General features: G+C 70.0%; 17 protein-coding genes. 9 read left to right on the forward strand and 8 right to left on the reverse strand.

Features of this window, described 5'->3' with window-relative positions:
- Positions 1-69 precede the first annotated feature (69 nt).
- Both ispG and AX721_RS17455 read left to right on the forward strand, forming a co-directional pair.
- The gene (ispG, locus tag AX721_RS17450) at positions 70-1212 is read left to right on the forward strand and encodes a flavodoxin-dependent (E)-4-hydroxy-3-methylbut-2-enyl-diphosphate synthase (protein ID WP_068877264.1); all 1143 of its coding nucleotides are present in this window, start codon (positions 70-72) and stop codon (positions 1210-1212) included.
- A gap of 84 nt (positions 1213-1296) precedes the next feature.
- Entirely contained in the window at positions 1297-1590 is a 294-nt protein-coding gene (locus AX721_RS17455) for a hypothetical protein (protein ID WP_068877265.1), read from the forward strand.
- 70 nt (positions 1591-1660) lie between these two features.
- Here the strand turns inward: AX721_RS17455 and AX721_RS17460 are convergent, their stop codons facing one another.
- Together AX721_RS17460 and AX721_RS17465 are read right to left on the reverse strand one after the other, a co-directional pair.
- Positions 1661-1972 carry a hypothetical protein gene (locus AX721_RS17460; RefSeq protein ID WP_068877266.1) on the reverse strand — a complete coding sequence of 104 codons (312 nt, stop codon included), beginning with the start codon at positions 1970-1972 and terminating at the stop codon, positions 1661-1663.
- Between the two features lie 58 nt (positions 1973-2030).
- Positions 2031-2609 (reverse strand): pyridoxamine 5'-phosphate oxidase family protein, encoded by a 579-nt coding sequence (locus AX721_RS17465; protein ID WP_068877267.1) that lies wholly within the window; start codon positions 2607-2609, stop codon positions 2031-2033.
- An 88-nt stretch (positions 2610-2697) separates the two neighbouring features.
- On the opposite strand from AX721_RS17465, the gene prfA reads away from it, so the two are divergent.
- Positions 2698-3774, forward strand: coding sequence for a peptide chain release factor 1 (prfA, locus tag AX721_RS17470; RefSeq protein ID WP_068877268.1), 1077 nt, complete (start codon positions 2698-2700; stop codon positions 3772-3774).
- Here prfA and AX721_RS17475 read toward each other — a convergent pair.
- Positions 3767-4741 (reverse strand): GlxA family transcriptional regulator, encoded by a 975-nt coding sequence (locus tag AX721_RS17475; protein WP_068877269.1) that lies wholly within the window; start codon positions 4739-4741, stop codon positions 3767-3769. The genes prfA and AX721_RS17475 overlap by 8 nt on opposite strands.
- A gap of 78 nt (positions 4742-4819) precedes the next feature.
- Between AX721_RS17475 and AX721_RS17480 the strand changes: the two genes are divergently transcribed.
- Entirely contained in the window at positions 4820-5488 is a 669-nt protein-coding gene (locus AX721_RS17480; RefSeq protein ID WP_068877270.1) for a DJ-1/PfpI family protein, read from the forward strand.
- Here the strand turns inward: AX721_RS17480 and AX721_RS17485 are convergent.
- Positions 5485-6777, reverse strand: a complete 1293-nt coding sequence (locus tag AX721_RS17485; RefSeq protein ID WP_231733370.1) for a YihY/virulence factor BrkB family protein — start codon at positions 6775-6777, stop codon at positions 5485-5487. The genes AX721_RS17480 and AX721_RS17485 overlap by 4 nt on opposite strands.
- A 104-nt stretch (positions 6778-6881) precedes the next feature.
- On the opposite strand from AX721_RS17485, the gene AX721_RS17490 reads away from it, so the two are divergent.
- The 3 genes from AX721_RS17490 (at position 6882) to AX721_RS17500 (ending at position 9773) form a co-directional block, all read left to right on the forward strand.
- Positions 6882-7649, forward strand: coding sequence for an MOSC domain-containing protein (locus AX721_RS17490; RefSeq protein WP_068877271.1), 768 nt, complete (start codon positions 6882-6884; stop codon positions 7647-7649).
- Positions 7646-8515 carry a peptide chain release factor N(5)-glutamine methyltransferase gene (gene prmC, locus AX721_RS17495; protein WP_068877272.1) on the forward strand — a complete coding sequence of 290 codons (870 nt, stop codon included), beginning with the start codon at positions 7646-7648 and terminating at the stop codon, positions 8513-8515. Before AX721_RS17490 ends, prmC begins: the two co-directional genes overlap by 4 nt.
- A gap of 241 nt (positions 8516-8756) precedes the next feature.
- The gene (locus tag AX721_RS17500; RefSeq protein WP_068877273.1) at positions 8757-9773 is read left to right on the forward strand and encodes a DUF4167 domain-containing protein; all 1017 of its coding nucleotides are present in this window, start codon (positions 8757-8759) and stop codon (positions 9771-9773) included.
- Between the two features lie 35 nt (positions 9774-9808).
- Here the strand turns inward: AX721_RS17500 and AX721_RS17505 are convergent, their stop codons facing one another.
- The 3 genes from AX721_RS17505 to AX721_RS17510 all read right to left on the reverse strand — a co-directional run bounded on the left by AX721_RS17505 (position 9809) and on the right by AX721_RS17510 (position 12944).
- Positions 9809-10687, reverse strand: coding sequence for an alpha/beta fold hydrolase (locus AX721_RS17505; RefSeq protein WP_231733371.1), 879 nt, complete (start codon positions 10685-10687; stop codon positions 9809-9811).
- Positions 10684-10884, reverse strand: a complete 201-nt coding sequence (locus tag AX721_RS28395) for a hypothetical protein (RefSeq protein ID WP_231733372.1) — start codon at positions 10882-10884, stop codon at positions 10684-10686. The genes AX721_RS17505 and AX721_RS28395 overlap by 4 nt, the downstream gene beginning before the upstream one ends.
- Positions 10885-10946: 62 nt before the next feature.
- Positions 10947-12944 carry a TonB-dependent receptor gene (locus AX721_RS17510; protein ID WP_068877274.1) on the reverse strand — a complete coding sequence of 666 codons (1998 nt, stop codon included), beginning with the start codon at positions 12942-12944 and terminating at the stop codon, positions 10947-10949.
- Between the two features lie 110 nt (positions 12945-13054).
- Between AX721_RS17510 and AX721_RS17515 the strand changes: the two genes are divergently transcribed.
- On the forward strand, positions 13055-13537 hold the full coding sequence (locus tag AX721_RS17515) for a Fur family transcriptional regulator (protein WP_068877275.1): 483 nt from the start codon (positions 13055-13057) through the stop codon (positions 13535-13537).
- A gap of 26 nt (positions 13538-13563) precedes the next feature.
- Positions 13564-14034, forward strand: a complete 471-nt coding sequence (locus AX721_RS17520) for a hypothetical protein (RefSeq protein ID WP_068877276.1) — start codon at positions 13564-13566, stop codon at positions 14032-14034.
- Here AX721_RS17520 and AX721_RS17525 read toward each other — a convergent pair.
- On the reverse strand, positions 14031-14427 hold a 397-nt coding region (locus AX721_RS17525; RefSeq protein WP_197422626.1), incomplete at its 5' end, for an RcnB family protein. The two genes, AX721_RS17520 and AX721_RS17525, sit on opposite strands and share 4 nt — an antisense overlap.

Raw genomic sequence — 14427 nt, forward strand, 5'->3', positions numbered from 1 at the left:
GCCCCCGCCCCCGCCGCGGCCGTAGCCCGCAGTTGGGTTTCCCTTCGGGACCGACTATTTTCCGCGGACATGACCATCGAAGCCCACACCAGCGTCCGCCCCTGGCGCGCCATCGACCGCCGGAAGAGCCGCAAGATCCGCGTGGGCGCCGTCGAGGTGGGCGGCGACGCCCCCATCACCGTCCAGTCGATGACCAACACGCTGACGGCCGACGCCAAGGCGACGATCGAACAGATCCGCCAACTGGAAGAGGCGGGGGCCGACATCGTCCGCGTCTCCTGCCCGGACGAGGAGTCCACCGCCGCGTTCCGGGAGATCGCCCGGGCGGCCAAGGTCCCGCTGGTGGCCGATATCCACTTCCATTATCGGCGCGGGATCGAGGCGGCGGAGGCTGGCGCGGCCTGTCTGCGGATCAATCCGGGCAACATCGGCTCCGCGGCCCGGGTTCGCGATGTCATCCAGGCGGCCCGGGACCACGGCTGCTCCATGCGCATCGGGGTCAACGCCGGCTCCCTGGAGCGGGATCTGCTGGAGAAGTATGGCGAGCCCTGCCCGGACGCCATGGTCGAGAGCGCGCTGAACCACGCCCGCATCCTCCAGGACCACGACTTCCACGAGTTCAAGATCAGCGTGAAGGCCTCGGACCCGTTCATGACGGTGGCCGCCTACCAGCAGCTCGCCGAGGCTATCGACTGCCCGCTGCACCTGGGCGTGACCGAGGCCGGCGCCACGCGGACCGGGACCGTGAAGAGCGCCATCGGCATCGGTTCGCTGCTCTGGGCCGGGATCGGCGATACGATCCGCGTCAGCCTGGCGGCCGATCCGGTGGAAGAGGTGAAGGTCGGCTTCGATATCCTCAAGAGCCTGGGCCTGCGCCACCGGGGCGTGAACATCATCGCCTGTCCTTCCTGCGCGCGGCAGGGCTTCAACGTGATCCAGACGGTCGAGGCGCTGGAGCAACGCCTGTCGCACATCGCGACGCCCATGAGCCTGTCGATCATCGGCTGCGTGGTGAACGGGCCGGGCGAGGCGCTGATGACCGACCTTGGCTTCACCGGCGGCGGCAAGGGAGCGGGGATGGTCTATGTGGCCGGCAAGCCCGACCACAAGCAGGACAACGAAGGCATGGTCGACCATATCGTCGCCCTGGTGGAGGCCCGCGCCGCCCAGATCGAGGCCGAAAAATCCTCCTCCCTGGAAGCCGCGGAGTAACATCACAAAAGTGACGCCCGCGTCACTCTTGCGCGCCCCGCCCTTCCGCGCTTAGGTGCGCGTCCAATTCTTGGGAGGGACGAGATGTCCGCGGACGGCAACTGGAAAGTCACCATCAACACCCCGATGGGGGCGCGCACGATGAACGTGGGCATCACCACCAGCGGCGACACCTTCACCGGCAAGGTGGATAGCGAAATGGGCTCGCAGGAAGTGACCGGCAAGGTCGACGGCGACAACCTGACCTGGAGCACCGACATCACCAATCCGATGCCGATGAAGCTCGAGTTCACGGCCAAGGTCGAAGGCGACAAGATGACCGGCAACTGCAAGCTGGGCATGTTCGGCAACGCCGCCCTGACCGGCGAGCGCGTCTAGGCCATCGCGTCGCAAGACGCCGAAAGGGCCCGCTCCGGCGACGGAGCGGGCCCTTTTTTCTTGCGCGAGACTACTGCGGCGTGACGGCGTCGGCGGCCTGGCTGGCCGCGCTGGTGACGCCTTCGGCCGCGCCGGCGGCGCTGTCCGCCACGCTGGAGGCGGCGCTGGTCACCGCTTCGGTTCGCATCGCGTCGTTGCGGTTCGACTGAAGCAGGAAGAAGGCGACGATCGCCACCATCGCCAGCACCGCGATGCCGATCAGGACGCCGCCGAGGCCTGAGCCCCGCCCCGTGTCCACATAGGTCGTGCCGCCGCCATCCCGTTCGACCACGCGCTCGCGGGTCATGCCGTCGTTGCGTTCCGTCACGCGTTCGGTCGCCATTTTCCAATCTCCGTATGTCACCGGGGGCCGTAACACCCGGAGGCGCGGAGCGTTCCGATCAGCGGCGCCGTGGCGGGACGACGTCGGCGAAGTCCGGAAAGGCCTTCCACTTCGGCTCCAGCGGCTCCGCGCCGTCGGCAGGCGCATAGGGCGAGGCGGCCTCCATCGCCATGCGGGGAATGTAGCGCGGGCAGTTCGGGAAGATGTCCACGGGCGTCACCTTCACGAGGAGCTGCGCGCCCGGCATGCCCCCCAGGGCCGGATCGTCGGCGACCACTTCGGCGCGGCCGTTGACGCGCAGGCGTCCCGCCTTCTCGCCCATCGCGATGAACAGGAGGCCGACGTGCGGATTGGCGGCGATGTTGCCCAGGCTCTTGAACATGCCGTTGCCGTCGTAGTCGGGAAACACCAGCAGGTCCGGCGCGGCGACGCAGGCGAACCCCGGCGGCCCGCCCTTGAACGAGCAGTCCGGCCGCCCCTCGGCGTCGGCGGTGGCCAGGAAGAAGAACGGCTGGGCGGCGATGAAGGCGGCGTCGGCCTCGGTGAACCGATCGTGGCGCAGCTTCTCGTCCAGCCGGTCGGCCAGGGCGCGGCTGCCGAAGGCGTCCTGCAGCGCCCGATTGCCTTCGTGGTACATGGCGGTCTCCTCCCGCACCGACCATAGCGCGGATTTGGCGCCCGGCCCGGTTCCGGCTACAGACAGCGCCCTTCAAAGGACCGAAACGTTGCGACTTCCCCAGGCCAGGCTCGACCAGGTGCTCGACCGCTTCCGCGAGATCGAGGCGCGCATGGGCGCGGCGTCCGACGGCGCGGAGATCGTCCGCCTGTCCAAGGAGCACGCCGAGCTGAAGCCGGTGGCCGACGCGGTGATGAGCCTGGAGAAGGTTCGCGCCGAGGCCCCGGAGCTGGAGGAGATGGCGGCGTCCGGCGACCCCGATATGGCCGACCTCGCCCGCCTGGAGCTCGAGGCGCTGAAGGAGCGCATCCCGGCCTTGGAGCACGAGGTGGCCCTGCTGCTGGCCCCCAAGGACAAAGACGAGAACGCCTCCGCCATCCTCGAGGTGCGCGCGGGCACCGGCGGCGACGAGGCGGCCCTCTTCGCCGGCGACCTGTTCCGCATGTACCAGCGCTATGCTCAGAACCACGGCTGGCGGGTCGAGATCGACTCGGTCACCGAGGGCGAGATGGGCGGCTACAAGGAGATCGTGGCCGCGATCACCGGCGACGGCGTGTTCGGCCGGCTGAAGTTCGAGAGCGGCGTGCACCGGGTGCAGCGCGTGCCGGCCACCGAGGCCCAGGGGCGCATCCACACCTCGGCGGCCACGGTCGCCATCCTGCCCGAGCCCGAGGACGTGGAGATCGAGATCCGCGACCAGGACCTGCGGATCGACACCTACCGCTCGTCAGGCGCCGGCGGCCAGCACGTGAACAAGACCGACTCCGCCGTGCGTATCACCCACCTGCCCACCGGCATCGTGGTGACCAGTTCCGAGAAGTCGCAGCACCAGAACCGCGCCCGGGCCATGAAGGCCCTGAAGGTCAAGCTGTACGACCAGCAGCGCGAAGCCCTGGACACGGCCCGCGCCGACGCCCGCAAGAGCCAGGTCGGTTCGGGCGACCGGTCGGAGCGCATCCGCACCTACAACTTCCCGCAAGGGCGGGTGACCGACCACCGGATCAACCTGACCCTCTACAACCTGCCCAAGATTATGGAGGGCGAAGCCCTCGACGACGTGATCAATCCCCTGATCGCCGAAGATCAGGCCGCCCGGCTGGCGGCGCTGGAAGACGAGTTCAACTGAACCTCTCCCGGTACGCCCGGGGCGCGACGCCGACGTGTTTGCGGAACGCCCGGCGCAGGTTCTGTTCGTCGGCAAAGCCGCAGGTCCTGGCGACGTCCTTCAGACTCTGGGCCCCGGTCTCCAGCCGCCGCCGGGCCTCCTCCAGGCGGACTCGGGCCACATAGGCGGCCGGCGACGCGCCCACCTCCTCCTTGAAACGCCTCGACAGGTGCCGCGCGCTCATCCCCGCCGCGGCGGCGAGGCGATCCAGCGGCAGGTCCTCGTCCAGACGATCCAGGATCCAGAGCTGCAGCGCCCCCAGCCGGTCGTCCCGCCGCTCGGCCTCGAGGAAGCGACTGAACTGGGCCTGGCCGCCCGGCCGCTTGCGATAGATCACCAGCTCCTGCGCGACCGCGACGGCCGTCGCCTTGCCGTGGTCCTGCTCGACGAGCTCCAAGGCCATATCCATGCCCGTGGTCACTCCCGCTGACGTGAACAGCCGGCCGTCCTGCACATAGATCGCGTCGGGATCGACCTTGCAGCCGGGCGCCAGGGCGGCGAGGCGGTCGCAGTAGGCCCAGTGGGTCGTGGCGCGCCGGCCGTCCAGCAGCCCGGCTGCGGCGAGGACCAGGGCGCCTGTACAGATCGAGCCGATCCGCTGCGTCCTGGGCGCCATGGCGCGCAGCCAGGCCAGCAGGGCCGCGTCGGCGGCGGGCGTTTCCCAACCGATGCCGCCGGCCACCAGGAGCGTGTCGCAGGTCTCGACCTCGGCGAACCCGCGCGCGGCGACGAGATCCAGACCGCCCGAGGTGCGGAACGGTCCGGATCGCAGGCCCAGAAGTTCGATCCGGTAGGCCTCGGGCGCCTTCCAGGTGTCGCGGAGCCAGCGGCTGGTCCGCGAGAACACCTCCAGCGGGCCGGTGACGTCCAGGATCTGGGCGTCCGGAAAGGCGAGGACGGCGACGTGGTGCGGGGGCGCCAGGCTCATGGCGCGATTTGACCGTAGAGCGTCCTTCTCGCCAAGCCGGTCGCGAGCCTAGCGTTGCGGACCGATCGGAGGACCCGCATGGACCGTCGCCAGATGCTTGCCGCCGGCCTGGCCGCCGCCGTGGGCGCCCCCGCCGTCGCTGCGTCCCCTCTGCCCGCGCGCAAGCTGATCTTCGTCGCCTTCATGCTGGGCGACAACGCGAACGTCATCGACACCGCCGGCCCGTGGGAGACCTTCCAGGACGCCATGCCGATGGTCGACGGCAAGATGGCCCACCCGTTCAGGCTGTTCACCGTGGCGCCGACCCTCGAGCCCGTGCAGATGACCGGCGGGCTGGTCGTGAAGCCCCACTACAGCATCGACACCGCGCCGCAGCCGCACGTGATCGTCGTGCCCGCCCAGAGATCGACCGAGGCCTCGCGCGCCTGGCTCAAGGCCGCCTCCGCAAAGGCCGACATGACCATGAGCGTCTGCACCGGGGCCTTCCAGCTGGGCCGCGTGGGGCTGCTGGACGGGCTGAAGGCCACGACGCACCACGACTTCTATGACGACTTCGCCCGCGAATTCCCCAAGGTGCAGCTGGAGCGAACCCCCCGGTTCGTGGACACCGGCCGGATCGCCACGTCCGGCGGCCTGACCTCCGGCATCGACCTGGCCCTGCATGTGGTCGGCCGCTACTTCGGGCCGGAGACCGCCGAGGCCACGGCCCGATATATGGAGCACAGGCAGACCGATCGTCCGACCTAGGGGCGACGTCGCTCGGACTGCCGGGCGTCTGCCTCTGTCACCGTGGCCAGCGGCGGCGTCCCCCGAGCCGGCTTGCGCCGCAGGTTCCGGACCTGCCGGCGAACGACGCCCAGGAGCTGGCCTGCGCCCTTGCGGAAACCGATGAAGCGCAGGCCGACGGTGTCGGCCATGGCGGCGCCGCGCTCGCCCATCGGCTTGGGCGGGCCGGTGGTGGAATCCATCGCGGTCTGGTGCTCGATCTCGGCGTTCAGCTCGGCGCCCATCAGCACCACCATCACCGAGAACCAGATCCACAACATGAAGCCGATGACAGCCCCCAGCGACCCGTAGGTGGCGTCCAGCCGCGCGACGTTGTTGAGATACCAGGAGAAGCCGGCCGAGCCGGCCATCCAGAGGAAGGCCGCCGCCGCGCTGCCCGGAATCAGCCAGCGCCAGCGCGCCAGCCGCCGGCTGGGCCCGTAGCGGTAGGCGATGCAGAATGCGCCCGCGGCGACGGCGTAGACCAGCGGCCAGCGGGCCGCGATCATCCATCGCTCCCGGAGATGCAGCGCCTCCAGCGCCAGGGGGGCCGCCACCAGGATCCCGCTGACGAGTGCGAGGAAGACCAGGAGCGCGAGGGTGAAGCCATAGGTGATGGCGGTGCGCAGGAGGTAGTTGCGCTTCTCGGTCTCGTCGTAGGCGATGTTCAGGCCGTCGAAGAGCGCCTTCATCCCGGCGCTGGCGCTCCAGATCGAGAACAGCAGGCTGATGATGAAAGCGGCCGAGAGCCCGGCGGCCTGGCCGTTGGCCAGGCGCAGCATCTGCTCGCCGATCAGCCGCACCGCTTCGGGCGGGAAGATCGCCGACAGCTGCACGAGCTGCCGCTCCACGAGGGTGACGTCGGCGATCAGGCCGTAGAGCGAGACGAAGACGCCCAGCGCGGGGAAGATCGCCAGCAGGGTGTAGTACGTCACGCTGCCGGCCACGACGGTCAGCCGGTCCTGCCCGATTTCGCGCCAGGTGCGCCACAGGATGTCCTTCCAACCCTGCCAGGGGATGTGGCGCGGGCGCTCGGCCACCCGCCCGCGGCCGGGCTCCTGGGCTTCGAAATGGGCGGGCTCGGCCACGGTCTGCCGGCTCAGGCCCGGCTGCGGCTTGGGCTCGACGCGCAGGGGCTGCGGCGCCGGCCGCTGCCGCGCCGACGTCCACCAAGCAGCCGCCAGCGCCGCCGTCAGCGCCCAGGGCGCGAGGCTTGCGGCCGTCGGGATGGCCCGGCGACGCGGCGGCGAAGATGTTGGGGCCGAACTCACTTCCGACGCTCCCACGGCGACCGAGCTAACCCGCCGAGCGCGCGGTCCGTTCCCCAACACGCACGAAGCTTGAGCAACGGCGCCGATTCCGCCAGAAGCCGCCCATGAGCGGCCATGTCGCGGCGATCTATCGCCATCCGGTGAAGGGCTTCACTCCCGAGCGCCTGCCCTACGTGGACCTCGCCCCCGGCAAGGGCTTTCCGCACGACCGCATCTGGGCGGTGGAGAACGGGCCGTCCGGCTATGACCCCGACGCCCCGGCTTTCACCCCGAAGCAGAAGTTCACGGTCCTGGCCGCGATCCCGAAGGTGGCGGCGGCGCGCACCCGCTACGACGAGGCCAGCGGCGTCCTGACGGCCGAGGCGCCGGGCGCGCCGATCTACGCCGGGCGACTGGCCGACGCCGACGGGCGGGCGGCGTTCGCCGCGTGGCTGACCGCGTTCCTGGACGCCGACGACCTCCGCGGGCCCCTGAGGGTTGTGGACGCCCGCGGCGGCTTCCGTTTCACCGACCATCCCCTGGGCCAGGTCTCGGTGATCAACATGGCCAGCGTCCGCGACCTCTCCCAGAAGATGGGCGTGGAGCTGGACCCACTGCGCTTCCGCGGCAACCTCTATGTCGAAGGCTGGCCCGCCTGGGCCGAGAACGAATGGAGCGGCCGTGAGTTGATGGTCGGCTGGGGCCGGGCGAAGGTGTTCAAGCCGATCGTCCGTTGCGCGGCGACCGGGGTCGATCCGACCACGGCCGTGCGCGACCTCGACGTGGTGAAGGCTCTGTTCGACAATTACGGCCACATGTTCTGCGGGATCTACATCCAGATGACGTCTGCCGGCCGCGTGGCCCTGGGCGACGCGGCCACGGCGCCGCAATGACCCTGAACCTCCTCAAGGCCTGGCAGGGGGCCAAGGCGCGCCTGGAGGCGGCGGGCATTTCCAGTCCGGTGATCGACGCACGCCTCCTGGTGGAGGCCGCCGCCGAAGCGACACGGATGGACATCGTCACCGATCCCTATCGCGCGCTTACGGCAGAGCACGAGGCGACTCTCGAGGACTATGTGGCCCGCCGCGAACGGCGCGAGCCGGTCAGCCACATCCTGGGGCGCAAGGGCTTCTGGAAGATCATGCTGGGCGTCACGCGGGACGTGCTGACACCGCGGCCCGACACCGAGACCGTGGTCGAGTTCGCGCTGCGTGATTTTCCGGAGAACGCCCCCTGGCGGATCCTGGACCTGGGCATCGGCTCGGGCGCGATCCTGCTGGCCCTGCTGGCCGAGCGGCCGGCGGCCAAGGGGCTGGGCGTGGACGTCTCCGAGGAGGCGCTCGCCGTGGCGCGGGACAACGCCGCCTCGCTGGGCCTGGCGAACCGCGTGGCGCTCCTGCGCGGCGACTGGACGGCGGGCCTCGAGGACGCATCCTTCGACCTGGTGGTCTCCAACCCGCCCTACATCGCCACCCACGTGATCGAGACCCTGGAGCCCGAAGTCCGCGACCACGAGCCGCGCCTGGCGCTGGAGGGCGGCGCCGACGGCCTGGACCACTACCGCATCCTGGCGCCCGAGATCCTGCGCGTGCTGAAGCCCGGCGGCCGCTTCGCCGTGGAGATCGGCTACGACCAGAAAGACGCTGTGGAGGCCCTCTTCAAGGCGGCCGGCGCAGTGTTCGTGCAGACGGTCCGCGACCTCGCCGATCGCGACCGCGTCGTGGTGGGCGAGAAAAAGCCCTTGGAAACGGCGGGCTGACTCGCTACATCAGATCACGTCTCCACCCAAATTCGTCGGTGTTGCAGGTAGATGCGTCCCCATGAAGGACGCCCGCCCGGCCCGACAGGCGCGACGCTTCCTAGCCTCTCGCTGATGAGCTTCCGGGCGGAAGACGGGGAAAACACACGTCTTCACATGACTGACCGGGCCAAGGCTCGACCACGCTGAAGGCCAAGGCGTCGATAGGGACGCTAGGGAAGAACCGAACGGTTTCCGAATTATGAGAGATTTCAAGGGTATGAAGCGCCAGCGAGGGCGCAATCGGGGCGGCGGCGGTGGCGGCGGCGGCAAGCCGCAGCAGCATAACGCCAACCGCGCGTTCGATTCGAACGGCCCCGACGGCGTGAAGGTGCGCGGCAACGCCCAGCACGTGTTCGAGAAGTATCAGCAACTTGCGCGCGACGCGACGTCCGCCGGCGACCGGGTCCTGGCGGAAAACTACCTGCAGCACGCGGAGCACTATTTCCGGCTCCTGCGCGCCATCCAACCGAACCGGCCGGCAAGCGAGATCTACAACCGCGACCAGTTCGCTTCCGGCTACGACATCGACTTCGAGGATGAGAGCGGCCAGCAACAAGCGATGGCCGCCGACGAGGCCGCCGCGGAGAACGAGGCTCGCGAGGACGGCGAAGGGCGCGATCAGAACCGTGACCGGGATCAGAACCGCGACCAGAACCGCAACCGCGACCGCGGCGAATGGCAGGGCCGCGACCGGGACGATCGTCCGCGGGACCGGGACCGCGGCGGCGACGGTTCCCGCGACCGCTGGCGTGATCGCGATGGCCGTGACCAGAACCGCAACCGCAACCGCGATGATCGGCCCCGCGATGACCGTCCGCGCGACGATCGCCCCCGGGACGACCGGCCCCGCGCCGAGAGCGACGAGCGTCCCGCCGACGACCGGCCGCGCCTGGAGCGCGAGGAGCGCGCCCCGCGTGAGGACCGTCCGCGCCGCGAGCGCAACCGTGACCGGGACCGTGACCGCGACGACCGGCCCGAGCGCGATCCCCTGGCCGTCGTACAGCCGCAGGGCGACCCTGCGCCCCAGGAACGTGGCCCGATGCTGCGCGACTCCGAAGGTGGCGCCAGCCACGCGCCGGCCTTCCTGCAGGCCGTGACCCGGCCCGCCCCCGCGGCCGACGCCGGCGAAGAGAAACCCAAACCCCGCCGCCGCCGCGCCCCGCGCACTTTCGAGGGCGGCGAGGCCGCGCCGGCCACCGCCGACTCCGAGGACTAGGGATGGTCCCTCCCCGCTGAGGGAGGGATCGGTTCCTACTCCGACCGCGTCAGCAGCGCCGCCAGTTCGTCCTTCCACAGAGCCGCCCACGTGTGGCTGCCGTGGCCACGGGTCTTCTCGCTGGCCGGAATCAGCACGAACCGCGTGGTCCTGAGCCGCCTCGCCTCGCGCTCGGCGATACCGAGGTCAGGCGGGTTGATGAAGTCGTCGGCCGAGTTCACCCAGGTCATGGGCGCGACAATCTTCTCCAGGTCATTGGACGGATCGTAGGTCCGCGAGGCGTCGAGCTGATAGATCAGGTCGTTGGCGTCCACCGGCGCCATTCGCCGGGCCAGCTCCGGCCCGATCCAGGCATCCACGGCCTCGCGGGTCGGCAGCTGGTTCTGCATCGGCAAGGGCGAGGCGCCGGCGAGGATCAGCAGACTCTGCGCGGTCCGCAGGCCCTGGACCGGCTGGTCCGCGTAGTCGCCGCCCTTCCAGGCCGGGTCGGCCTGGACCGCGTCGATCGCCATCTTGCGCCAGAGCCGGTTCCGGCCCGCGATCTCGACGGGCAGGCAGGCCATCGGCATCAGCGCCTGCGAGGCCTGCGGCCACGTCTCGGCCCACAGGAAGCCGTGCATGCAGCCCATGGACGTTCCCATCAGCAGCCGCAGGCGCTCGATCTTCAAGCCCCGGGTGACCAGCACGTGCTGCGCCTCGACCATGTCGGCGTAGTCGTACTTCGGGAACTTGATCCGCAGGCCGTCCGACGGCTTGGACGAGCCGCCGTGGCCGATATTGTCCGGCAGGATGATGAAGTACTTCGCCGGGTCCAGCAGGCCGCCCGGCGCGAACAGCACGTCGGCGAACTGCGGGCTGAGGAACTGGCGCCCGGTCCCGCCGGTGCCGTGCAGGATCAGGACGGCGTTGGTCACCTTGCCTGAGGCGTCGGTCTTCGGCGCGCCCAGGGTGTGTAGCGGATCTTCAGCTCGGCCAGGGTCTCGCCCCTGCGGAACCTGAAGTCCCGGATGACGTAGTCGTGCGTGGCCGGCTCGGGCGTCGCCGCGGCGCTTCCGAACGCCAGCAGCGCGACCGCGGCCGCCATGGTGAAGCTACGCCAGATGCGCCGCATGCCGCTCTCCTCGTGGACGGCGGCACTCTAGCCGATCGACCTGCCGCGGCCAGCCGCCGGCGCTAGAACCGGTAGCCCACGCCCATCCGGAACGAGCGGCCCGGCAGCGGGACGATGTCCTTCAGGAACGAAGCGTGCTCGCGCGCCTCGACGTTGGTCAGGTTGTGACCGTCCAGGAAGACCTTGAGGTCGGCGTTGCTGGCAAAGGGACGCACCACCAGCGAGGCGTTCAGCATGGTGTAGCCATCGGTGGGCAGCTCGAAGCTGGCCACGCGGTCCTGCTTGCCCACCGTGTGGACCTCGAGGGTCCCGGTCCACCAGCTGTCCTCGTAGACCCCGCGAGCGGTGAGCGACCACGGCGGGATGCGCACGGCTGGGCCCGTGTCGGTCTTGCCGCGCACGTAGTCGCCCGCCGCTTCCAGGCGGAAGCTCTTCTCGCCCGAGCGCCAGGGCGTGTAGCCGATCTCGGCCTCGGCCCCGTAGAACTTCGCCCCGCTCTGCACGAAGTTGAAGACCGGGAAGCCGGACTCGTCGTCGATCGCGCCCGTGGGGACCAGATCGATGAAGTTGTCGTAGTCGGCGTAGAAGCCGTGCAGGTCCAGGGTCCAGGCCTCGCTCGCGTAATGGGCCGTGGTGTCCAGGGAGTACGAGACCTCCTTGTCGAGGGTGGGATCGCCGACCTCGAAAGCGCCGGTCGCCGGGTGGGCCCCGAACGAGCTCAGTTCCTCCTCGGTGAGGCCGCGGCTGGTGCGGGACAGCGAGGCGCCGAAGAACCAGCCTTCCGCCGGCCGCACGAACGCGCCGACGGACGCCGAGATGTTGGTGAAGTCACGATCGGCCCGCTCGTTCTTGATCGAGCGGCTGTCGATCCGGATCCCGCCCTCGACGCCCCAGCTGTCCCGGTCCAGGCGCTGCAGGGTGAAGACGCCGATCTCGTCGATCTTGGTGGCGGGGATCAGCGCCTCTTCGCCGATCGCGTCGAAGTCGCGATGCAGGCCCTGGACGCCCACCGCGCCCTGCCAGCCCCCGCGATCCGGCTGCACCAGTTCGATGCGCCCCTCGTAGCCCTCGGACAGGAAGGTCGTCCCGCGCTCCTCGCCTTCGAACTCGGTGTGCTCGTAGTCGGAGTAGCCGCCGCTGAACTTGACGCTCTCGAACGGACCGAAGGCGAAATTCAGTCCGCCACGCGCGTCCACCCGGGTCTGCTTCAGGTCGATGTGGACCTCTTCCTCGGCCGCGCTGCCGTAGGAGCTGTCCGTGTGCTTGATCGCCACGCCGCCCCACCCCGGCTCGCCGGCCCACGACAGGCCGCCGCCGAAGGCGTCCAGGTCGACGTAGGTGTTCGGCGCCTTGGTCCGGGCGCGCGAGGGTGCGGGCAGGCCGAGCTGGTCCGCGAGTTCCTTGGACATCGGGTCCACCGGGATCTCGTAGTCGTCGCTGCGGCGGTGGGTTCCGTCCAGCGTGAGCGTGAAGCCGCCGCCGAAGCCGGCAGCCACGGCGCCGGAGACCGCCTTACCTTCGTCGCCGGTGCTGTACGAGCCGAGGACGCGACCATGCACACCCTCGCGGAAGGTCGAGGGAATCCGGTTGTCGATGACGTTGACGATACCGCCGATGGCCGAGCCGCCGTACGCCAGCGCCGAGGGGCCCCGCAGCACCTCGATGCGTTCGGCCTCCTGCGGGTCGCTGGCCACCTGGTGGTCGGGCGACAGGCCAGACGCGTCGATCAGCCCGACGCCGTTGGTCAGCACAAGCACCCGCGGACCCGACAGCCCGCGGATCACCGGCCGGCTGGCGCCGGGCCCGAAGAACGACGAGCGCACGCCGGGAAGATTGGCCAGCACGTCGCCCAGGCCCGCCGACGGCGCCAGGTCCAGCTGCTCGCGCTTCACGACATTGACGCTGGTGGTCGTGGAGTCGATCGAGACGACGTAGGGCGCGGCGGTGACGACCACCTCCGCCAGGTCCTTGCCACCACCGGCGTCGTCGGCCGCGAACGCAGGGGGAGAGGCGAGCAACGCGAGAACGCCGGCGGCGGCAAAGAGGGGAACGCGTGACATGGAGCGCCTTTTCGACGGCAGGCTTGAACTGGGGCGTCATCGTTATGAAATAACATAACCATTCGTCAAGCGCGTTGCCGCTCGGCATTGAAGTGGGTTAGCTGAGGACCATGAGCGGCGCCTGCCACCATCACGATGATCATGACCACCACGGCCTGCACGGCCCGGCGCTGGGCCGCGCGCTGGCGGCCGCCGAGACGCGGTGCGCGGACACCCAGGAGCGGTTGACGCCGCCCCGCCGGCGGGTGCTGGAGCTGCTGCTGGCGGCCGATGCGCCGTTGAAGGCCTACGACCTGATCGCAGCCTACGGCGGCCAGGGCGAACCGGCCAAGCCGCCCACGGTCTATCGGGCGCTGGAATTCCTGGAACGCCTAGGATTCGCGCACCGGATCGAGAGCCTGAACGCCTATGTCCCCTGCCGCATCGAGGGCGGACACATGGCGGCCTTCCTGATCTGCGACTGCTGCGGCGAGGCCGCCGAATTCGAGCCCGACTTCGGCCCAACCCTCGCGGCGTCCCGCGCGGCCGGCTACGAGGTGCGGCAGGTGACGCTGGAGGCCCGCGGCCTCTGCGCCGGCTGTCGGGAGCACTAGCGCTGCACGCGCGTTCCTGACCCCGCATGCGCAGGCGGATCTACCTGGATTGCGACGGCGTGCTGGCCGACTTCGACCGCGGCGCCCAGGCGGTGCTCGGCATGCCGCCCCGCGCCTTCGAGCAACGCTATGGGATCAAGGAATTCTGGCGGCGGCTCGCCAAGGCGCCGAACTTCTTCGGAACCCTTGAACCGATGCCGGACGCGAAGGTCCTGTACGAGGCGGTGCGCCACAAGGAGCCTGTGATCCTCACCGGGCTGCCGCTCGGCCGCTGGGCCGCGCCGCAGAAGCGAGCCTGGGCCGAACGCCACTTCCCCGGCGTGCCGGTGATCACGACCCAGGCTGCGCTGAAGCGCGAGCATTGCCACCCGGGCGACGTGCTGGTGGACGACCGCGACAAGCACCGGCGGCTTTGGGAAGACGCCGGCGGGGTCTTCCTGCATCACAAGGACGCCCGCAGCTCCATCGCGGGGCTGCGGGCGCTGGGCTACATCTAGTACCAGAAGACGTTGCGGACGACCTGGACGATCCGGCCGCTGAACTCGTCGATCAGCAGGGCGTCGGGCCCCGAGCGCACCCAATCGTAGCCGGGCGGCGGCAGGGGCAGGTCGTACTGCCACGGATCGACGATCCAGTAGCCGGGGCCGTACCAGCCGCGGGGGAAGAACTCCCCGAAGCTCCAGCTTCGCAGGTAGAAGCCGCTGGGCGGACGCCAGGCATAGCGGTAGCGGTGCGAGCTGAAATAGGCGGGCGGATAGCGGCCGCGCTCCCACCGCCGGTGATCGTCCCGCCGATGATCGCGCCGGTCCCAGTCGCGCCGGCCGTCCCCGCGGCGATCCCAGTCCCGCCGATCGTTGTCGCCTCGACGGTCCCAATCGCGGCGGTCGCCG

This window comes from Phenylobacterium sp. CCH9-H3 (assembly GCF_001557235.1).
Classification (GTDB): Bacteria; Pseudomonadota; Alphaproteobacteria; order Caulobacterales; family Caulobacteraceae; genus Phenylobacterium.